Annotated in this window: 15 protein-coding genes and 1 pseudogene; 11 read left to right on the top strand and 5 right to left on the bottom strand. The window is 64.7% G+C overall.

All coding sequences use genetic code 11. The annotated features are described in order from the left end of the window. Positions 1–127: 127 nt before the first annotated feature. Complete coding sequence (locus tag AC1D2F_RS19710) at positions 128–778, top strand: nucleotidyltransferase domain-containing protein (protein WP_229994304.1); 651 nt, start codon at positions 128–130, stop codon at positions 776–778. A gap of 302 nt (positions 779–1,080) precedes the next feature. Here the strand turns inward: AC1D2F_RS19710 and AC1D2F_RS19705 are convergent, their stop codons facing one another. Next, on the bottom strand, positions 1,081–1,986 hold the full coding sequence (locus tag AC1D2F_RS19705; protein ID WP_229994303.1) for a LysR family transcriptional regulator: 906 nt from the start codon (positions 1,984–1,986) through the stop codon (positions 1,081–1,083). 145 nt (positions 1,987–2,131) lie between these two features. On the opposite strand from AC1D2F_RS19705, the gene AC1D2F_RS19700 reads away from it, so the two are divergent. From AC1D2F_RS19700 to AC1D2F_RS19670, 7 genes are read left to right on the top strand one after another with little or no spacing between them, the layout of a single operon-like run. Continuing rightward, positions 2,132–3,160 carry an amidohydrolase family protein gene (locus tag AC1D2F_RS19700; RefSeq protein WP_229994302.1) on the top strand — a complete coding sequence of 343 codons (1,029 nt, stop codon included), beginning with the start codon at positions 2,132–2,134 and terminating at the stop codon, positions 3,158–3,160. A 12-nt stretch (positions 3,161–3,172) separates the two neighbouring features. Continuing rightward, the gene (ligK, locus tag AC1D2F_RS19695; RefSeq protein WP_229994301.1) at positions 3,173–3,865 is read left to right on the top strand and encodes a 4-carboxy-4-hydroxy-2-oxoadipate aldolase/oxaloacetate decarboxylase; all 693 of its coding nucleotides are present in this window, start codon (positions 3,173–3,175) and stop codon (positions 3,863–3,865) included. After that, positions 3,865–4,803: an amidohydrolase family protein gene (locus AC1D2F_RS19690; protein ID WP_476967528.1), complete on the top strand. Its 939-nt coding sequence runs from the start codon at positions 3,865–3,867 to the stop codon at positions 4,801–4,803. The genes ligK and AC1D2F_RS19690 overlap by 1 nt, the downstream gene beginning before the upstream one ends. A 1-nt stretch (position 4,804) precedes the next feature. Then, positions 4,805–6,106: a protocatechuate 4,5-dioxygenase subunit alpha/beta gene (locus AC1D2F_RS19685; RefSeq protein WP_229994299.1), complete on the top strand. Its 1,302-nt coding sequence runs from the start codon at positions 4,805–4,807 to the stop codon at positions 6,104–6,106. Positions 6,107–6,131: 25 nt separating this feature from the next. After that, a complete protein-coding gene (locus AC1D2F_RS19680) occupies positions 6,132–7,085 on the top strand; it encodes a Gfo/Idh/MocA family oxidoreductase (RefSeq protein WP_229994298.1) in 954 nt (317 codons plus the stop codon). Beyond that, entirely contained in the window at positions 7,082–8,056 is a 975-nt protein-coding gene (locus tag AC1D2F_RS19675; RefSeq protein WP_229994297.1) for an aldo/keto reductase, read from the top strand. Before AC1D2F_RS19680 ends, AC1D2F_RS19675 begins: the two co-directional genes overlap by 4 nt. Then, entirely contained in the window at positions 8,053–8,751 is a 699-nt protein-coding gene (locus AC1D2F_RS19670) for a substrate-binding domain-containing protein (protein ID WP_229994296.1), read from the top strand. The genes AC1D2F_RS19675 and AC1D2F_RS19670 overlap by 4 nt, the downstream gene beginning before the upstream one ends. Positions 8,752–9,354: 603 nt before the next feature. On the opposite strand, the pseudogene AC1D2F_RS19665 reads toward AC1D2F_RS19670, so the two are convergent. Together AC1D2F_RS19665 and AC1D2F_RS19660 are read right to left on the bottom strand one after the other, a co-directional pair. Then, positions 9,355–9,660: pseudogene (locus AC1D2F_RS19665) on the bottom strand (IS982 family transposase); the annotation flags it as partial. Positions 9,661–10,076: 416 nt separating this feature from the next. After that, positions 10,077–10,856, bottom strand: coding sequence for an N-carbamoylsarcosine amidohydrolase (locus AC1D2F_RS19660; RefSeq protein WP_229994295.1), 780 nt, complete (start codon positions 10,854–10,856; stop codon positions 10,077–10,079). A 734-nt stretch (positions 10,857–11,590) separates the two neighbouring features. Here AC1D2F_RS19660 and AC1D2F_RS19655 point away from each other — a divergent pair. After that, positions 11,591–12,337, top strand: coding sequence for an IclR family transcriptional regulator (locus AC1D2F_RS19655; protein ID WP_476967527.1), 747 nt, complete (start codon positions 11,591–11,593; stop codon positions 12,335–12,337). 213 nt (positions 12,338–12,550) lie between these two features. Here the strand turns inward: AC1D2F_RS19655 and AC1D2F_RS19650 are convergent, their stop codons facing one another. Together AC1D2F_RS19650 and AC1D2F_RS19645 are read right to left on the bottom strand one after the other, a co-directional pair. After that, positions 12,551–13,378, bottom strand: a complete 828-nt coding sequence (locus tag AC1D2F_RS19650) for an IclR family transcriptional regulator (protein WP_229994293.1) — start codon at positions 13,376–13,378, stop codon at positions 12,551–12,553. A 155-nt stretch (positions 13,379–13,533) separates the two neighbouring features. Then, a complete protein-coding gene (locus AC1D2F_RS19645) occupies positions 13,534–13,764 on the bottom strand; it encodes a hypothetical protein (RefSeq protein ID WP_476967526.1) in 231 nt (76 codons plus the stop codon). Between the two features lie 302 nt (positions 13,765–14,066). Here AC1D2F_RS19645 and AC1D2F_RS19640 point away from each other — a divergent pair, with 302 nt between their 5' ends. Both AC1D2F_RS19640 and AC1D2F_RS19635 read left to right on the top strand, forming a co-directional pair. Further along, positions 14,067–17,933 carry a hydantoinase B/oxoprolinase family protein gene (locus AC1D2F_RS19640; RefSeq protein WP_364746201.1) on the top strand — a complete coding sequence of 1,289 codons (3,867 nt, stop codon included), beginning with the start codon at positions 14,067–14,069 and terminating at the stop codon, positions 17,931–17,933. A gap of 117 nt (positions 17,934–18,050) precedes the next feature. After that, positions 18,051–19,415 carry an MFS transporter gene (locus AC1D2F_RS19635; RefSeq protein ID WP_229994290.1) on the top strand — a complete coding sequence of 455 codons (1,365 nt, stop codon included), beginning with the start codon at positions 18,051–18,053 and terminating at the stop codon, positions 19,413–19,415. Positions 19,416–20,251 lie beyond the last annotated feature (836 nt).

Raw genomic sequence — 20,251 nt, 5'->3', positions numbered from 1 at the left:
CTTGGGCATAATCACTATCTGTCTCACAGAAGATAGCGGCATCAAAACCGGGACGGTTCACGGACAGGTGGGTTCGATCCCAATGCCATTTCGACAAACCACCGCCGCCTACGGGTAGCCTTGAGCCATGGCCTCATCCGCACCCACCCTCGCGACGCGCTGGGAACCCCTGCCCCCGCGAGTCATAGCGGAGCTGCTCGGGCCGTCATCGGCGCGTTGGTGGCTGTCCGGAGGGGTGGCGCTCGACCACTGGCTCGGCACTAACACTCGCGAGCACGACAATGTCGATGTCAGCACGACGATCGCCGACCTGCCCCAACTGGTGCAAGACCTGCCGGCGCCGTTTAGCGCGTGGGCTCCGTCAGGCGACGGCGTTCTCCCTTGGGCAGAGGCTGATATGGATGCCGATCTGCAGCCGATCCGTATCCATGACGACGCGACGGGCGCATGGGTACTGCAGGTCGACGTCGAGGACGGCACGGATCGCGTCTGGGTTTATCGCCGAGATCCCCGACTGCAACTGCCGTGGGATCGTGCAGTGATCGACGTCGACGGCATCCCGACCGGGGCGCCCGAGGTGCAGCTGGTCTGGAAGGCGCTGCGTCCCCGTCCGGAGGACGACGCCGACAAGGATGCGGTTCTACCGGAGCTCTCAAACGAAGCCCGCGCCTGGTGGGAGCACGCGATTCTGACGATCCACCCGCACTCGTCATGGTCGATCCATGTGCGTAGCCCGTTCGCTCCGGGTAAGGCCAGCTGGAACAGGACGAAACGCTAGCGCTCCGCTTGGACCGGCCGGCGATGGGAAGCCTGACTGTCCTGCCTGTGTCGCGTCGATGAGGTGGCCTACGATCCAGCCGATTCTCAAGAGCGAGTGGTAGCACCCTGCAGGACATGGTCGGGCCTTCTCCCAGGTCATGCTGCCAGTGCCGTGAATAACAGGTGCCTTCATTACAAGAACCTCACAATCTCGAGGTCGACTGGCGACACCGCGTCGCACCGTCCCCACCGACCTCTTCAGTTGCGCCGATGCAGCGTGAGCGGCCTGTCCGATTTTGAGACGCCCGCAGACGCTTACGACTACGACCTGTATTCATCCGCCGCAACCGCATCAAGCACCAGCGAGCGGAACCATCGCTGCGCCTGCGAGAGGCTGGCCTCGCGCCGCGTGTACAACTCCACCGGCGTGCTCTGCCCGGACCAGGGCAGCTCGGCGATGCGAAGGCCGGGAAACCAGCCGCAGAACACCCCCGCTACATGTCGAGGCAGCAGGACGACCAGATCCGTCGCCTCGAGCACGGCGGGCACGGTGCCGTATTCCTCCATGGTCAGCACGACCTGGGACATCAAGTCGTGTTCGGTCAGCGCCTGCACAGGATAGACGTGCCCGCCACGGGCGGAAACCCGCACAAAGCGCCTCCCCTCGAACATGTCAGGCCCGGTCGCGGGCAGTGGATGGGACCCGGACGACAGCGCCACGTATTCGACCGAACGCACGTGCGTCCTCCACAGCCGCGGTGTGCTGATCCGCGACACGGTCAGTGCCAGATCGATGGTGCCGCGGATTAGCCCGCCCTCGACCTCGTCTGAATCGAGCCGTTCTACCTGAATCCGCGGATCGGCGCCGACCCGCCCGAGGGCGGTCATGATCGGTGGGAGGAACGTCTGCTCGCCGATCGAGGTGAGTCCGAGGACGAGTTCGCCGCTGAATCCGGTCGGTTCGAACACGTCCGATCCCATGACGGTCGCGTCTATTTGTGCCAAGGCGTTGTGTAGGGGCCCAAACAGTTGCGTCGCCTTCGCGGTCGGCACCATGTCGTTCCCTTCGCGACGGAACAGCTCGTCGCCGAACCGCTCCCTGAGCCGCTTCAGGGAATAGCTGACCGTGGGCTGTGTCACGTGCAGTCGCCTGGCGGCGCCCGTGACGCTGCGCAGCTCGTAGAGCGTGACGAATGTCCGGAGCTGGTTGAGGTCGGTGAACGTCATCTCATAGATCCTATCTATGGCTCTGTCTTTGCATATCTATTGGATCACAGTGGCAAACACCCCTAAAGTCAGTTTGGGGCAGCACTGATTCAACGACGTGCAGCTGCTCTCGCACCGCTTACACCCAGTGACAAGGACGACACACGTGATTATCGACATCCACGGCCACTACACCACAGCTCCAACACAGCTCGGAGCCTGGCGTGACCTGCAGATCGCATTCACTGAAGGACGCGCGGACGCTCCTGACCCCGCGACCCTGCGCATCAGCAATGACGACATCCGTGAGACCATCGAGGCCAACCAGCTCAAGCTCATGAACGAGCGCGGCAGCGACGTCACCGTATTCAGCCCTCGTGCCTCGTTCATGGCGCACCACATCGGAGACCTCGCTGTGAGCGAGACCTGGGCCCGGATCTGCAACGACCTGTGCGCCCGCGTCAGCGAGCTCTATCCCGAACACTTCCTAATGGGGGCGATGCTCCCCCAGTCCCCCGGTACGGATCCCGCGACGAGCGTTGCCGAGCTTACTCGCGCCGTCGAGGAACTCGGCGCTGTCACCGTGAACCTCAACCCCGACCCGTCCGGCGGCAACTGGACGTCCCCGCCGCTGACCGATCGCTCGTGGTACCCGATATACGAGAAACTCGTCGAGTACGAGATCCCGGCGATGGTGCACGTCAGCACGTCGTGCAACCCGGCCTTCCACACGACCGGAGCGCACTACCTCAACGCCGACACCACCGCGTTCATGCAACTGCTCCAGGGCGACCTGTTCCGCGACTTCCCCGAGTTGAAGCTCGTAATCCCTCACGGCGGCGGCGCCGTTCCCTACCACTGGGGGCGCTTCCGTGGACTCGCAATGGCGCTGGGCAAGCCCGTAATCGAGGAGCACCTGCTGAACAACGTGTTCTTCGACACCTGCGTGTACCACCAGCCGGGCATCGACCTTCTCACCAAGGTCGTCCCGACCGAGAACATCCTCTTCGCGAGCGAGATGATCGGCGCCGTGCGCGACGTCGACCCGCGCAGTGGACACTACTTCGACGACACCAAGCGGTACGTCGACGCCACCACGAACCTGAACGACGCACAGCGCGCGCAGGTGTTCGAAGCCAACGCCCGCCGTGTCTACCCACGGCTTGACCGCGCCCTTACTGCGCGCGGACTCTGAGAGGACCATCAAATGCGACTGAACAACCTCGGCATCGTCCGCACCAACATCGAACGTCCGGATCCCACGGACGTCGAACGGCTTTCGCAGTTCGGCGTCGCCACTATCCACGAGGCGATGGGGCGAGTCGGGCTCCTGCGCCCCTACATCAGGCCGGCCTACACCGGCGCCAAGCTCTGTGGTCCGGCAGTGACCGTGCTGCTGCAGCCCGGTGACAACTGGATGTTCCACGTCGCGGCCGAGCAGGTGCAGGAGGGCGATGTGATCGTCGCCGGCTGCACCACCGAAAGCGAGGACGGCTTCTTCGGTGAGCTGCTCGCCACCTCGCTGACCGCCCGCGGCTGCAAGGGCTTGGTGATCGACGGTGGTGTCCGCGACGTCGCCGATCTGGAGAAGATGGATTTCCCGGTGTTCTCCCGCGCTGTCAACGCCAAGGGCACGGTCAAGGCCACCCTCGGATCGGTGAACATCCCCGTAGTGGTCGCGAACGCCGTGGTGAACCCTGGCGACGTGGTCGTGGCCGACGTCGACGGCGTCGTGGTTGTCCCGGGCGAGCTTGTCGGAGCGGTGGCAGACGCCAGCCAGAAGCGCGAGGATAACGAGGAAGCCAAACGCGTGAAGTTCCGTGAAGGCGTCTTGGGCCTGGATATCTACGGCATGCGCGAGCCTCTCGCCAAGGCCGGCCTGGAATACGTGGAGAACTGATGATGACACACGGCGATACCACCGGAGATTTCGAGAAGTCGGAGGGCTGGCTCGACTGGTATGACGGACCGAGCACACCGACGTTCCGGCTGCCAGAGGGCTCTGTAGACGCCCACTGCCACGTGTTCGGGCCGGGCGGGCAGTTCCCCTACGCACCTCAGCGCAAGTACACCCCGTGCGACGCCTCGGCGGACCAGCTGTTCGCCTTGCGAGACCAGCTGGGATTCGACCGCAACGTCATCGTACAGGCGACATGCCACGGTTCCGACAACCGGGCCCTGGTCGACGCATTGCAGCGTAGCGGAGGTCGCGCCCGCGGCGTTGCGACCGTCCGCCGTGACGTGACCGACGACCAACTCGCCGAGTTGCATGAGGCCGGGGTACGGGGCGTCCGGTTCAACTTCGTGAAACGTCTGGTCGACCGCGTGCCCACCGACTCGCTCGAGGAGATCGTGACCAAGATCGCGCCACTTGGATGGCACGTTGTGATCTACTTCGAGGCCGAGGATCTGCCCGAGCTGTACGACTTCTTTTCGTCGATCCCGACCGACTTGGTCGTCGATCACATGGGACGGCCCGACGTGACCAAGGACCCGGACGGTCCCGAGTTCGAACTGTTCCTGCGATTCATGCGTGAGAACACTAACGTGTGGACCAAGGTCTCCTGCCCTGAGCGTCTGTCCGTCACCGGCCCCCGCGCTCTCGAAGGCGAACAGCACGCCTACCGCGACGTCGTGCCCTTCGCCCGCCGCGTAGTCGAGGAGTTCCCCTCCCGCGTCCTCTGGGGAACCGACTGGCCGCACCCCAACCTCAAGGACCACATGCCCGACGACGGGCTTCTGGTCGACTACATCCCGCAGATCGCGGCGACGTCGGAACTGCAGCAGCAGCTGCTTGTCGACAATCCTCGCCGCCTCTACTGGCCCGAAGGAGTATGACATGGCACTCGACAAACCGTACAAGAACGTCCCTGGCACCACCATCTTTGATGCCGAGCAGGCCCGAAAGGGCTACAACCTAAACCAGTTCTGCATGTCGCTGATGAAACCGGAGAACCGCGAACGGTACCTGGCCGACCGCGGTGCGTACCTGGACGAGTGGCCTCTCAACCCGGTGCAGCGCCAGGCGGTGCTCGACATCGACCTCAACACCTGCATCGCCGAGGGCGGGAACATCTACTTCCTGGCCAAGATCGGCGCCACTCACGGCCTGAGCTTCCAGCAGATGGCCGGCTCGATGACGGGCATGTCTGAGGCCGCGTACCGAGACATGATGATCGGCGGTGGGCGCCGCCCGGAGGGAAACCGCCTCAAGGATCTCGACGGATGGACGCCTCCTGAGCCCGGTCAGAAGGCCGAGACGATGCGGCAGGATGCTCCGGCGCAGTACACCTCGGCACTATTCACCTCGCACGTGCCGGCGATCGGCGCGGCGATGGACCTCGGCAAGACCGAGGAGCCGTACTGGAAGAAGGTGTTCTCCGGGTATGAGTGGACGCGAAAGTGGGCCAAGGAGAACCTGCCCGACGTCGTCATCCTGGTGTACAACGACCACGCCACGGCCTTCGACTCCTCGATCATCCCGACCTTCGTACTCGGCACCGGCGCGGAGTACCCGGTCGCCGACGAGGGCTATGGCCCCCGCCCGGTGCCCGACGTCAAAGGCTATCCCGAGCTGGCCGCACACATCGCCCAGTCCGTGATCCAGGACGACTTCGACCTCACGCTCGTCAACGAGATGGTCGTAGACCACGGCCTCACGGTGCCGCTGTCGCTCGTGTATGGCGATGTCGAGGAATGGCCCGTCAGGGTCATCCCCCTCGCCGTAAACGTTGTGCAGTACCCGGTGCCGTCCGGACGTCGCTGCTACGAACTCGGGCGTGCGCTCCGCCGTGCGCTGGACAAGTGGGACGGTGAGCCGCTCAACGTACAAATTTGGGGAACCGGCGGCATGAGCCACCAGCTGCAGGGCCCACGCGCTGGCCTCATTAACGAGGAGTGGGACAACGCATTCCTGGACCACCTCATCGCCGACCCCGTGGGCCTGACAGAATGGCAGCACATGGAGTACGTCGACGAGGCCGGGTCCGAGGGCATCGAGCTCGTCGACTGGCTCATCGCGCGCGGTGCGATGGATGATCAGTTCGGAGGCGAGAGCCCCGAGGTGAACCACCGCTTTTACCACGTGCCCGCGTCGAACACCGCCGTAGGCCACCTTGTTCTCACGAACCCGACCGACTGACCGCATCCGCAACAAAGGAGCCCCCATGACTGACAAGATCCGTGTGGCCGTCGTCGGCGCCGCAGGCGCCTTCGGCATGAAACATCTCGACGGCCTGATGAACATCCCCGATGCCGAGGTGACCGTCGTCAGCGGCACGCGGCTCGAACCGACCCAGGCGGTCGCCGAGAAATACGGCGTCGCGAACGCCGTTGTCGGCCTGGACGCCGTGCTCGAGCGCGACGACGTCGACGCGGTGATCCTTGCGACGCCCACGGGGCTCCACGCGTCTCAGACCCAGGCGGTGCTCGCCGCCGGCAAGCACGTGCAGGTCGAGATTCCGCTGGCCGACTCGCTCGTGGACGCCGAGGCAGCGCTCGAGGCGGCTGAATCATCCAATCGCGTCGCAATGGTCGGCCACACCCGCCGCTTCAACCCCTCGCACCAGTTGGTACATAACCGGATCGCCTCGGGCGAGTTCCACGTGCAGCAAATGGACGTGCAGACGTACTTCTTCCGCCGCACCAACACGAACGCGAAGGGCGAGGCCCGGTCCTGGACCGACCACCTGCTGTGGCATCATGCCGCGCACACCGTCGACTTGTTCGCCTACCAGGCAGGCAAGATCGTGCAGGCGAACGCGATCCAGGGCCCGATCCACCCCGAACTCGGCATCGCGATGGACATGTCGATCCAGCTCAAGAGCGAGTCGGGCGCGATCTGTACGCTGTCGCTGTCGTTCAACAACAACGGGCCGTTCGGCACGTTCTTCCGCTACATCGGCGACACCGAGACCTACGTCGCGCGCTACGACGATCTCTACAACGGCCGTGAGGAGTCGATCGACGTGTCGCACGTCGCTGTCAGCATGAACGGTATCGAGCTGCAGGATCGTGAGTTCATCTCGGCTATCCGCGAGGGACGCGAGCCGAACTCGTCGCTTCGCCAGGTGATCGACTGCTACCGCGTGCTCGGCTCGCTTGAGAAGCAGCTGGCGTGAGGCTGCCCTCCACCGGGCTCGGCTGCATGTCGCTGAGCCACGCGTACGGCGTCCCCCCGTCGCGTGGCGAGGGGCTGGCGATGCTGCGCGCGGCTCTTGACGAAGGCATCGGGATGCTCGACACGGCGACGCTTTACGGCGGCGGCCGCAACGAGGAACTTGTCGGTGCCGCGATCGCGGGGCGCCGCGACGAGGTGTTCCTGGCGAGCAAATGCGGGATGGCGTCCGTCGACGGCGTGAAAGTCATCGATGGACGCCCCGATACGCTGCGCGCACAGGTCGATGCTTCGCTGAGCCGGCTCGGTGTCGACTACATCGACCTGTACTACCTGCACCGTTGGGACAAGAAGGTGCCGATCGGCGACAGCGTCGGCGCGCTGGCCGAGATGGTCGCCGCGGGCAAGATCGGCGCAATCGGCCTGTCCGAGGTGTCGGTGGCGCGGCTGCGCGAGGCGCAGGCAATCACCCCTATCGCGGCTGTGCAGAACGAGTACTCGCTGTGGAGCCGCAATGCCGAGCTTGGCATGCTCGACGCCACTCGCGAGGACGGCGTGACTCTGGTTGCGTTTTCCCCGGTGGCACGGGGCTTCCTGGCCGATGCGATCAAGGACCCGGGCGAGATGGCCCCGAACGACATCCGCCGCAGCATGCCGCGCTTCCAGCCCGAGCACTGGGGTGCGAATGCGGCACTGCTGGACTTCTGGMGAGAGCTGGCCGCGGAGGCCGGTTGCACGCCCGCACAGCTCGCACTGGCCTGGCTGCTCTCCCGCGGCGATCACGTTCTGCCGATCCCGGGAACAACGAGCGTCGCGCACCTGCGCGAGAACATGGCGGCGGTCGGCATCTCTGTCGACGGCGCGCTGCTGGCGCGGGCCGGCGAGCTGATTGGCACGGCCACCATCTCTGGCGCGCGCTATGCACCGGCATCTGCCGCCGAAGTCGACGCCGAGACCTTCGAGGATGCCGCATGAGGGCGATCTCGTCGATGGCCACCCGCCACGTTCTCGCCGACCTCGCTGAAGCTGCCGCCGCGGCGGGGCTACCGCTTCTGCAGCTCGAATCCGTCGGCGGAGTGGACGCCGCCCAGCGGGTTACCGTCGGCGAGCCGTTCGACCTTGTGTTCCTCGCCGTGGACGCTCTCCAACGCCTCGCTGCCGAGCGGCACGTCGATCCGGCATCCATCGCCCCGATCGTCCTGTCGGAGGTAGCCGTAGGCGTGCCCACACGCAGCCCCGATGCAGCCAAACGTCCCGAAGGCACGGCCTTTGCGAATGCCGATGAGCTTCGCAGCGCCCTGCGCACGGCATCCCGCATCGGATACTCCACCGGTCCGAGCGGAACCGAACTGTTGCTAATGATCGACCACTGGGGCATGACCGATGAGGTCCGCGACCGGCTGGTGCAGGCCCGTCCAGGCGTGCCCGTGGCGCGCCTGCTCGCCGAGGGCGAGGTCGATCTCGGCCTGCAGCAGCTCAGCGAGTTGGTCGGGCAGCCCGGCGTGCGCATCCTCGGCGTCCTCCCCGCCGACTGCGCGATCAGCACGGTCTTCGCGGGTGCTGTCGCGACATCCTCCAGCGACGCGGCTCGTGCTGCGGAGGTGTTGGCATTCTTCCGCTCCGACCTCGCGGCATCCATCAAGTCGTCGCACAGTTTTCGCGCGCCCTGAGGCCCTGCCGTGACGGATTGACCGATACGGGTCCTGCAGACGTTTAGACCGATGCGAGGCGCACAGACGACCGTGGAGAACGAACGGGCGAAGCGCGGTCCTGTCCACCTCGCGCCGGGGTCCTCGGCGAGCTGGTGACCTGCCAGAATGTCCCTTTGACGCCGCGCCTCACGGGCGCGGCGATGTCCGAGCTCTTCCCGCGGCTTCGGAGTCGCGCATAACGTGGTCATGTCCCGTAAGGTGGAACCGCTTCGCTCTTGTCAGCCAGATTTGGCGGAGGTTACCGGCTACTCGTTCGCACCGGCGCTCTATGTCCGACATTGCCTCTCAGCGCCAACAGCACCGAAGGCGCCTCGTGCGACAGGGCCGATGCTGCAACCGGCTTCGATTGGAGGGACCTTGTGAGCAGGCCCGCTCTTCGGCCTATCGAGACCTGCCGCTTTGGGCGCTCCCTGTTGACTGAATGTGGCGCTGTCCTTGGGATTATTCCTCCGTCATGGCCTGGGCGATGGACGTAAGACGGGCAGTCCGCGTCGACGTCGTGGATATCCGATGTCGTACCGGAAAGGCTTTCTCTGCCTAGATGAGTGAGTCCGTATTCGTTTAGTGGTCGTAGGCGATGAGTGAGCGTTTGCGGGGTGCGTCGATGTGCCAGTTGTGCCAGATGCCGGCGGCGAGTGCGAAGAGTCTGGCCGCGACTCTGGCATAGACTCCGGCGAGGGCCCGTCCGCCGTGCTGTTCAAGGGTGAGTTGGCCTTTGAGGGTGTCGAAGACGGATTCGATCCATTGCCGGATGCCGCCGAAGTTCCCGAAGCGGGGCTTCTCGTCTTTGCGGTCCGGGCGGATCAGGTGCGCGCCGAGGTCCTCGGTGATGAACCGTTCGAACTCCCGGCCGGCGAAGCCTTTGTCGCCCGCCTGGCTCAACGAGCTTGGTGGGGGTCCTGGACCGGTGGACAAATCATGAGGAAGACAGCGTTCGCACGCGTCAGGTGGGCGACGAGTCACGCCGGTTCAGGACCTTTACCATCATTACCGTGGGCGAGAGGCTACCGTGGTGGTGAGGCTGTTCAGTCCTTGCCGACGCCGACGCCGACGGCGTCAGCGTGCTCCGGCACGTTGCACGCTTGCGCACGCGAAGCTTCTTCTCGGGTTCGCTGAGGCCGGCCGAGCGCAGTTCGTCGGCGGTCCAGCCAGTGTTCCAGAAACGCACTCATCACCGCAGCCCAGCCCGACCCGACGACAGCCGGCACCCGCTGAGGGGTGCCGGCTGTCGTCGGGTCGGCCTGGGGATGCCGGGCCGCGGGGTTCCGAGAGTGCGGTGCGGCTCAGGCCGGATCCGCGGGGGTCGCCACCTCGGGCTGGGGATCCGAGAGGGTCTTCGGGACCGTGTCCTCGAACTGCGGGAGGCGGTTCAGGTACTCCACCACCGAATCCGTGGACTCCACGTCACCGAACTTGTTGTCGATGTCGTAGAGGTTCCACTGCACGACGCCCGGGACGCGGTCGCCGATGGTCTCCCGGGGGATGATCGGGCGGAAGCCCTTCGCGATCGCGTCCTCGACGGTGTGGCGCACGCACCCGGCCGCGGTCGCACCGGTCACGATCAGGGTGTCGATGCGGTTGGAGGTCAGGAAGAGCTCCAGGTTCGTCCCCGGGAACGCCGAGGCGCGATTCTTCTCGATCACGACCTCGCCGGGCGCAGGCGCAATGCGGTCGTCGATCTGCGCCCAGTAGGAATCCGCCGGAAGGGTCTCCGTGGGGATCTTCGAGTACCACAGACCCATGTCGTTCGTCCCGGAGGTGGCGTCGCGGTTGCGATACACGTTCGTGGTGTAGAAGACCGGGACGCCCTTGGCGCGCGCGGCCTCGTTGATCCGCTGGACGTTCGGGATGATCTCCTCCATGCCCGGGCAGCTGAACGGGTGGCCCGGACGGGTCCAAGCGTTCGCGAGGTCGATGTGGATGACGGCGGGGCGGTTGCCGTAGCCGATCCGACGCTTGAATCCTCGCTCGTTGTAGATGCCCGTGCCTGCTTCGAACGCCTCCTCCAGCACTGCTGCAAGACGGGCTTCGATGTCGTTGGACGTCTCTGTCTCTGTTGTCATGGTTCTCTCCACTCTCTCGGCTGTTGTGTTTCTACGGTAGCAACGAGGTTGCTGTAGTGGATACTGTAGCGCACGAACCGGCACAGCACCAGAGGTGCCCGGAGTCCGCATCTCCACCGCACCAACTTTCGATAGGGCGAGCATCGGCGAGTGCGTCACTCCGGCAGCCCGGCGAGGGTCCGGTTCGCGGCCGCGGCGGCACTGCTGACCACGATCCGGGCGCGATCAGCAGTGCCTGCCCGGGGGCCGCCCGCCGACCCCAGCTGCACGGGCTGAGGCGTCCGCAGTTTTCCCGGCGGAAACATTCGTGCCACGCGATGACAACATCCCCCGGTTTCTCTGATGAGGCTCCCATTGCTCCACGAGCAACATCGTCGGCCCGCCTGGTCAGGTATATCGGGTGGATAGAGCGCACAGTAGGCCTATGTGCGTTGCTCCTGTTGTGACTATGTTGCTAGCAAAGCAGCCCCTTCGGGACAAGGCAAAGGCAGGGAAGCCTGCCGAAACTCGGATGTAGTCTGAGCGGAACACTTTGAAGGCCCGCCAAGGCGGGCTTTCTGTTCGTTAATCTCACGTCCGCAGTATGGAACTGACAACCTCAGTGAGGCGGGTACAGTTTGCGGCATATGATGGCCCCAAAGAGTGGCGGGATAGTCACGTAGCGCGAAAGGATGAAGGTGGCAGGCAGGCCGAGGCAGGACAACGGGCAGGTCCAAGGAGCTGCGGCGTCACTGTTGAATGGTCTTGCTGTACTGGAAGCCTTTTCCGTTCAAAGTCCGGTTCTTGGTGTGACTGAGGTTGCTCAGCGTGTTGGCCTCCACAAGAGCACGGTCTCACGCATCCTTAGCGGTCTAACAGAAGCTGGATATGTCCAGCGGGATGAGGAGACGGGACGGTATCGGCTCGGGCTGGGCCTCCTCGCGTTATCCGCCCCTTTGCTGGCGGATCTGGATGTCCGCCGTGCTGCGGTTCCGTATTTGGAGAGGTTAACCGAAAGCACCCAAGAGACCAGCGCTATCTCGGTCTGGAATGGTCACGAGGCCATCGTCGTGGAGCAGGTTGCCAGCCCGAATCAGGTCAAACACACTGCCACCATCGGAACCCGGTACAACAAATTCGAGAGCTCTTCGGTGCKGGTTTTCCTGGCGGAGCTGGCGCCGGCTCTCGCGACCGAACTGATCGAATCCGGGCAGATACTACGCACGGCAGGAGATGGTTTGCCGTTGGACCACACCGCCCACCTGCAGGAAGTCGCCCGGCAGGCATACGCCGTTAACGACGGTTCGACTACGGAGGAGGAGTTTGGGGTCTCCGCTCCGGTTCGGGATTACCGGGGCAAGGTGGTTGGGTGCATCACTGCATCCGCCCCCCGTTCCCGTGTGCACAAGCACGCCACCAAGGATGCTCTGGTTCAAGCCGTACAACAGGCTGCCTCGGAAGTATCCACCCGCTTGGGCTGGGCGGCCTCGCTTCCGGGGTGATTCATCCACGCGGCTAGGCGAACGTCAGCAACATCGTGTATTCGACCGCATTCAGATCGAGACGCTTGACCGCGCTGTCGCACTTGGAAAAAGTCTTCCGAGAGGGAGCAGCTGCCAACTTCGAGGGGGTGGCCCTGCTTGAGGTTCCGTCGGTCCCTGCTCTGGCAAACCATCGAGGATCACGACTCGCAGGCCCATCGGCTCCTGCTCGGATCAGCCAACAGCGCCGTCAGCGACCTGGATCTGTTTCCCCGGCAGGCTGCCCAACCGTGTAGACACCCGCGCCGCGGCCTCTAGCACGGCATCGCGCAGGATCGACTGACTCTGCATGTACTGCACTCGGGATCTGGGCGCGCTGGCTGTGATGCAGCCGACGACTTCGCCCCGGTAGTCCCGCACAGGAGCGGACACGCCGTATTCCTCGTAAGTGGTCTCGCCGTCGTTGACGGCGAAGCCGTCGTCCCGCACGCCGACGAGCTGTTCGTGGGCCGGGTCTTCGAGACCGAGGTAGCCCTCCCGCAGGACCGTACGGTCGGCAAGCAGACGGTCGGTCTCCTCGGGCGGCAGTTCGGCGAGGAACACGCGGACTGAGGAACTGGCGAACTTGTTGTAGCGCGTGCCGATCGCCGCGCTGTGCTTGACCTGGTGGGTGGAAGCCGTTTGTTCCACGACAATCGCGTTGCTGCCGTTCCAAACGGCGATCGCGGCCGTTTCGCCGGTGGCCTGTGTGACCTCTTCGAGGTGGGGCAGGGCGGCACGGCGGACGCTAAGCTCGGCCAGCAGTGGTCCGGCCAGGCCGATCATCCCGAGCCCGAGGCGGTATCGCCCTGTTTCCTCGTCGCGCTGCACGTAGCCGGCTTCGTCCAGGCCGCTAAGCATCCGGGAGACCGTGCTCTTGTGCAGGCCAACGAGCTCGGAGATCTCCGTGACGCCCAGGAGGGAACGCTTGGCGACGGAGAAGGCTTCGAGCACGGTAAGACCGTTGAGCAGCGATGCTGCCGCCCCTTGCGGTTTGTCAGTGGTTGTTTGTGGGTCAAGCATGGGTTCTCCCTCTCCAGGCGCTACGCGCAGTCACCGTAGCCATCGTACGGTGTGCCCATCCAACCTCTCTCGTCGGAGGACAAATCATACCTGTCCCGGCACGCCGCAGTGCGGCCCAGGAGATCCGGGGCCGCGCTGTGGCATTGAGGGTCAGATCAGGCGACGGCAGCCCTGGCGACCGGGATCGCCGAGGTCGGGACGGTATCAGCGAAGTCGGGCAGGTTGTTCAGGTACTGGATGACGTTCTCCAGCGGCTMCACGTCGCCGAACTTGGAGTCCATATCGAACAGGTTCCACGCCACGACTCCTGGCACGCGGTCGCCCACGGCCTCCTTGACGATGATCGGGCGGAAGCCCTCGGCGATCGCGTCCTCCCCCCTCCCCACCTTGCTTGGCAGAGCCTTGCCGAATCCTTCCGCAAGCTGCTCTCCAACACTTTGGGAGGCGCACGTCCCCTGACGCAAAAGGGGAAGTCCCAAGAAATGAACGTCAAAAGCATTGCGCGTTGTTCATAAAGGAACTAAATTGCTTTCTAAGCAACGATGTGAGCTACCGCACATCGGATTGCGGGACCGGACCCCCGGCCCAGCGGACTAGCTCCAATCCCGGGTGAATCCGGGCCCGGCCGAGAGGCCCCCGTCTTTACCTTCAACCCAGTCCTGAACCAAACTTTCGAAAGGACCCCCTTATGAAGCGCATCGGAGTAGACGTCGGCGGTACATTCACCGACTTGTATTTCTCGGACGACGACCAGCGCATCGCCGTTGTGGAGAAGGTTCCCTCCACCCCGCACGATCCGTCTGAGGCCGTGATCAACGGCATCATAAAGCTCTGCGCGAAGGCCGGTGTGTCGCTTTCGGAGATCGACCAGCTGGTGCACGGAACCACTGTCGCCACCAACACCGCGCTGACGCACACGGGTGCGGAGGTCGGGATGATCACCACCGAGGGTTTCAGGGACATCCTGCACATCGCCCGTCACAAGAAGCCGTACAACTTCTCCCTCCAGCAGGATCTGCCCTGGCAGACCAAGCCCCTGATCAAGCGCCGCCACAGGCTCACCGTCAAGGAGCGCATCACCGCACCGAACGGCGAGGTCCTGGTTCCCCTGGACGAGGACGAGGTCCGTGAGCGCGTGCACGAGCTGAAGGCGGCCGGAGTCGAAGCCATCGCCGTCTGCCTGCTGCACTCGTATCTGAATCCCGCCCACGAGCAGCGGATCGGGGAAATCGTCGCGGAGGAGTTCCCTGAGGCCTACCTGTCCCTTTCCAGCGAGATCGTGCCCCTGTACCGGGAGTATGAGCGGTTTTCCACCACGGCGCTGAATGCCTATGTCGGGCCCCGGGTCTCCCGTTACCTCTACCGCCTGCAGGAGCAGGCAGAAGGATTGGGTTACAAGCGGGAGATCCTGCTGATGCAGTCGTCCGGCGGTATGGTCCCGATCAAGGAAGCCGCCAAGCGGCCCGTCACACTGATGATGTCCGGACCGGTCGGCGGCCTGATCGGCGGCATGTGGGCCGGTCGTCAGTCCGGCTTCGAGAACGTGGTCACTCTGGACATTGGGGGGACCTCAGCGGACATCGGTGTGGCCTACCAGGGTGAACTGCGCATGCGCCACCTGCTGGACACCAAGATCGGCGACCACCAGGCAATGGTCCCGATGGTGGACATCGACACCATCGGCGCAGGCGGCGGCTCCATCGCCTACGTCGACGCCGGCGGGGTCTTCCGCGTCGGTCCGCAGTCTGCCGGCGCCGTCCCGGGCCCGGTCTGCTACGGCCGCGGCGGGACGGAGCCGACATCAACTGACGCCCAGATGCTGCTGGGGCGCATGCGTCCTGACCGCGTCCTGGCAGGCTCAGGCATGGATCTGGATCTCGATGGCGCCCGAAAGGCCATGGAAGGTCTGGCGGAAAAACTCAACATGTCCGTGGACCAGGCCGCCCTCGGCGCGCTGCAGATCCAGAAGTTCGGCATGACCCAGGCGATCGAGCAGAACTCCGTACGCCGCGGCTACGATCCACGTGACTTCACCCTCGTCGCGGCAGGCGGCGCCGGCGCACTGTTCGCCTGCGAGATCGCCGCGGAGCTGGAGGTCCCGAAGGTGCTGATCCCGGCCCACCCGGGCATCATGGCTGCGACCGGCCTGCTGGCTACCGACGAGAAGTATGAGTTCGTCGCCACGAGGCGGTTCACGTTCGCCAGCGCGGACCCCGCCGCCATCCAGGGCTCCTATGAGCAACTGGAGCGCGAGGCCAACGCCCAACTCGATGCCGAGGATGTGCCAGCCGGACGCCGCAAGCTCGAATGGCTCGCCGACGCGCGCTACGAGGGCCAGGGGTACGAGATCCGCTTCACTGCGCCCGCCGGACCGGTTAACCAGGCCTGGCTGGAAAAGGCCGAGGCAGCCTTCCACGACGCCCACTTCGAGGAGTACGGGCACCGCTTCAAGAACGGCACTGTGGAAGTCATCAACATCCGCGTGGAGGCCAGCGCCCTGATGGATGACCTGCCCACGCCGGAAGCGATCAAGTCCGGTTCCCTCGATGACGCCCTGGTGGAAACCCGCCCGGTGACCTTCGAACAGGATGGCAAGCCGGTCACCTTGGACACCGGCTTCTACGACCGCGACAGGATGGGCGTGGGAATCACCTTCACCGGCCCCGCCATCATCGAGCAGTACGACTCCACCACAGTTATTCCTCCGGGATTCTCCGGAGCGGTGGACGCAGCCGGCAACCTCGTCATCGACTGCCCGGCCGCCACCCAGAGCGCCGAGAAACTGGCCACCCCGATCCTGATGCGCGTGATCGGCGGCGCCCTGAACTCCGCAGCCAAGGAAATGGCATCGGTGCTCTTCCGCATGGCCTACTCCTCGATCATCCGTGAGTCCGAGGACCTCGGTGCAGGGCTCTTCGACAAGGACGGCAACGTGCTGGCCGAGTCCGACTCCACGCCAATGTTCATGGGCTCGATGCCCAAGATCGTCAAGGGTGTGATCTCGGTCCTCGGCGACGACATCCACGACGGTGACATCATCCTGCACAACGATCCGTACCTCGGCGCCACGCACTCCCCCGACGTCGCGATCATCGAACCGATCTTCCACGACGGGGAACTCGTCGGCTTCGCCGGCGCCTCGGGCCAGCTGATCGACAACGGCGGTGCGTACTCCGGACTGATGGTGGACATCCAGGACATCCAGTCCGAAGGCACCATCTTCCGGGCAGTGAAGATTTCCGAGAAGGGCGTCCGCCAGGAATCGCTGATCCGGCACATCCTCAACAACACCCGGACACCCACCTCCAACGAGGGCGACTTCCAGGCGATGATCGCCGCCTGCGAGCTGGCCAAGTCCCGCTATACCGCCCTCATCGAGCGGTACGGCTTCGGCGCGGTCCGCGAAGCCGGCCAGAGCTGGATCGACTACTCGGAGCGGATGCTGCGCCAGGAGATCGCCAAGATCCCCGACGGCGTCTACGAGACCGAGGTCGGCTACCTGGACGACGACGGCCGCAACTACGGCAAGAAGCTGCCGATCGTCGTGAAGGTGATCATCGAGGGTGACGAGATCACCTACGACCTCACCGGATCCTCCGAACAGGTGCCCACCGCCTACAACTGCGCATTCGAGGGCACGACGGTCTCGGCATTCACGTTCATCACCCGGATGATATTCCTGGACGAGGTCGCCTTCCCCGTGTTCGTGCCCCAAAACGAGGGCATGCTCAAGCCGCTGAAGGTCATCGCCCCGGAGGGCACCATCTTCAACCCCACGTACCCGGCCGCAACCTTCTCGCGGTTCTCCCAGGTACAGCGGGCCGTCGACCTGGCCCTGCGGGCCCTCGCCCCCGTCATCCCCGAGCGCGTCACCGCCGGCAACTCCGCCCACATCCACTTCATCTCCTACTCCGGATGGGACGAGAAACAGGGCGAGTACTGGGTCTACCTCGAGGTCAACGAGGGCTCCTACGGCGCCCGCGCCACCAGCGACGGGCCGGACTCCGTAGACAACCTCATCGCCAACACCCGCAACAACCCGATCGAGGAGCTCGAGTGGCGGTTCCCGATGCGCACCGACCGCTACGAACTGCGCTCCGAGCCGGCGGCCGCCGGTGAATTCCGCGGCGGCATCGGCATCGTCCGGGAGAACACCTTCCTGACCGACACCGCGATCACCTGCGAGGGTGAACGCCACGAGTCGGACGTGCCATGGGGCGCCTTCGGCGGCCATGACGGCCTCAACGGCTCGCTCGTGAAGAACGTCGGCCGGGCGGGCGAGGAGTCCTGGCCGTCCAAGGTCACCGGACGTCAACTGCTGGCCGGTGACTCCCTGCAGATCACCGTGCCCAGCGGTGGTGGCTTCGGTGACCCGCACAAGCGGGACCCGCTGAAGGTCCTCGAGGACGTGCTGGACGGCTTCACGACCGCCGAGGCGGCCGCCCGTGACTACGGTGTGGTCCTCAAGGAGGTCAGCGGCCAACTCACGGTCGATCTGAGGTCAACCGCCGAACGCCGCGAGGTTTTGGTCGCCGAGCTCAGTTCCGCAACCTAAGCCAGTAAACGCAGTAAAAGGGGCGGCCTGGAGCCAGTTATTGACGCTGGTCTCCAGGCCGCCCCCTTCGTTCCCTACTGATCACACCCCCACCATCCCCGTGAATTAGGAACCGTTATGACCACTGCCCCAACCTTTCAATTTGTCGAGTCTGATGTCACGCCCAAGGACGTCCGGCTGGCCACCTGGATTTGCTTCTTCGCCTGGACCTTCGCCGTCTATGACTTCGTCCTGTTCGGCAACCTCCTGCCGGTGCTGGCCGCAGACCTCGGCTTGAGCGCGGCCCAGTCCACGGGGATCAATACCTGGGTGACCGCCGGCACTGCACTCGTGGCCTTCGGGATCGGCCCGATCGTCGACCGGATCGGCCGCCGCAAGGGCATCCTGATCGCCGTCGTCGGTGCCGCCGTCGCCTCACTGCTGACCGCCACTGTCGGCTGGGTTGTGGGCATCGCTGCCGGCCTGGGACTCGTCTTCCTGGTCCTCGTGCGTTCACTGGCCGGCCTCGGCTACGCCGAACAGGCCATCAACGCGGCCTACCTCAACGAGATGTTCGCCCACAACAGCGATCCCGCCAAGGCCCGCCGCCGCGGTCTCATCTACTCACTCGTCCAATCCGGCTGGCCGGTCGGCTCCGTACTTGCTGCCGGGTCCGTCTACCTGCTGTTCCCCATCGGCGGGTGGGCGCTCTGCTTCGCCGTCGCCGCCCTCCCCGCCGTCTTCATCGTCATCGCCGGACGCTGGCTCAAGGAGAGCCCCCAATTCGCCCACCGTCACCAGATCGACAAGATGATCAAGGACGGCCGGATCGAAGAGGCGCAGCAGCTCGGAAGCAAATACGGAATCGACGTCTCGGAGAAGGCCAGCCCACTCGTCTCGGTCTTCCGCGGAGAGTCGCTGAGGTCCACCCTGACGATCGGCGGAGCCTTCCTCCTGAACTGGCTCGGCGTCCTTGCATTCGCGATCCTCGGCACGTCGCTGCTTACCGCACCGGACGGCAAGAACATCGAGTTCGACAACGCGCTGCTGGTACTCATCATCTCCAATGCAACGGCCTTCGCCGGCTACCTGTTCCACGGCTGGCTCGGCGACCGGATCGGGCGCCGCAACGCGATCGGAATCGGCTGGATCCTGTGTTCCGCCTCCTTCTTCACCATGCTCCAGGCACCGAACGGGAACTTCCCGCTCATCATCGGGCTGTACAGCGCCGGGCTGTTCTTCCTCATCGGCCCCTTCTCCGCCCTGCTGTTCTTCACCGGCGAAAGCTTCCCCGTCCACACCCGGGCAACCGGAAGCTCCATCATCAACGCCTCCGGCCAGGTCGGAGCGATCATCGGCGGCCTGCTGATCACCGCCGCCCTCGCCGCCGGCGCCGGCTGGATCAACGCCACCCTATGGTGGGGCGTCCTCCCCATCCTGGCCTCCGGCCTGCTCATCTTCGCCGCCCGGAACGTCGACCCCAGCAACGTCCGCCAGGACTGACAGGGACGAACCCGCACCACAAACACCATCCGCACGGCGGGAACTCCCTGAACACCAGAGAGCTCCCGCCGTGCCTATGACTTTAATAAGGCAGGTTCCCTTATCGGGTGGACCACCTAACGGCGAGGTCCTCACCGCCCTCAAGCACTGGCGCTGACACCGCCTGATCCATGAATGCACCCCCGTCATCTACCGGTCCAGCGGGTTTGCTGCTGCACCGTTTCCCCGCCTGGGTGAGCAGGAGGTGGCATGCCGAGGTTGCCGAAGAGGGCTGACGGGCCGCTCGTTCCGCTAAGCTTCCTTGCGCAGCTTGGCCTGCTCCACCAGCTCGGTCATCCACGGCCGGTGCCCGCGGTGATGCCCCGACGCGTGCCGATAGCGGCTATCACGCAACGCGGAAGTGATCCGAAGGGGCCCATAGGTGGGCAGCATGGACGCTGCAACCGGGACGGGCAGGCGGTGACTCTGGGACAGCTTCAGCTCTGAGCTTGCTGGGTTTGGAAGATCCTGTCGCTGACACTATTGCCAAAACTATGGAACCGGCTTCCGTTGCCGTTGACCGTGCCGTCCAGGACGTTGAAGCTCCGTCCGGCAACCTGGCCTCGCTAGGACGTCCACTCTCCTCCCCAGCCCTGTCCACAACTGGCAACGTCAGGTCCGGAGGAAAACTAATTCATCGACGACGGCACCTTCTGCCCAGGATTCCAGTTCCTCCCGGCGGACAGCTCCGCCCGACGGCAGTTGAGCTCTTTGAACGCGCGATGGAACTGAAGATCCCGCACAACCACTTCACGGTCTGGATGGTCATCCCGCCCCGGGAACCAGGCGGATCTTGG

The organism is Arthrobacter sp. P1_B3, assembly GCF_056406615.1.
The sequence above is the reverse complement of the archived record's forward strand: the minus strand, read 5'-3'. Positions and strand labels throughout refer to the sequence as shown.

Bases quoted from the DNA above. Each gene is read 5' to 3' on its own strand.
- AC1D2F_RS19680 (WP_229994298.1), top strand. From the start codon at position 6,132: ATGACTGACAAGATCCGTGTGGCCGTCGTCGGCGCCGCAGGCGCCTTC.
- AC1D2F_RS19650 (WP_229994293.1), bottom strand. From the start codon at position 13,378: ATGCTTGACCCACAAACAACCACTGACAAACCGCAAGGGGCGGCAGCA.
- ligK (WP_229994301.1), top strand. From the start codon at position 3,173: ATGCGACTGAACAACCTCGGCATCGTCCGCACCAACATCGAACGTCCG.
- AC1D2F_RS19635 (WP_229994290.1), top strand. From the start codon at position 18,051: ATGACCACTGCCCCAACCTTTCAATTTGTCGAGTCTGATGTCACGCCC.
- AC1D2F_RS19660 (WP_229994295.1), bottom strand. From the start codon at position 10,856: ATGACAACAGAGACAGAGACGTCCAACGACATCGAAGCCCGTCTTGCA.
- AC1D2F_RS19670 (WP_229994296.1), top strand. From the start codon at position 8,053: ATGAGGGCGATCTCGTCGATGGCCACCCGCCACGTTCTCGCCGACCTC.
- AC1D2F_RS19640 (WP_364746201.1), top strand. From the start codon at position 14,067: ATGAAGCGCATCGGAGTAGACGTCGGCGGTACATTCACCGACTTGTAT.
- AC1D2F_RS19690 (WP_476967528.1), top strand. From the start codon at position 3,865: ATGATGACACACGGCGATACCACCGGAGATTTCGAGAAGTCGGAGGGC.
- AC1D2F_RS19710 (WP_229994304.1), top strand. From the start codon at position 128: ATGGCCTCATCCGCACCCACCCTCGCGACGCGCTGGGAACCCCTGCCC.
- AC1D2F_RS19685 (WP_229994299.1), top strand. From the start codon at position 4,805: ATGGCACTCGACAAACCGTACAAGAACGTCCCTGGCACCACCATCTTT.
- AC1D2F_RS19705 (WP_229994303.1), bottom strand. From the start codon at position 1,986: ATGACGTTCACCGACCTCAACCAGCTCCGGACATTCGTCACGCTCTAC.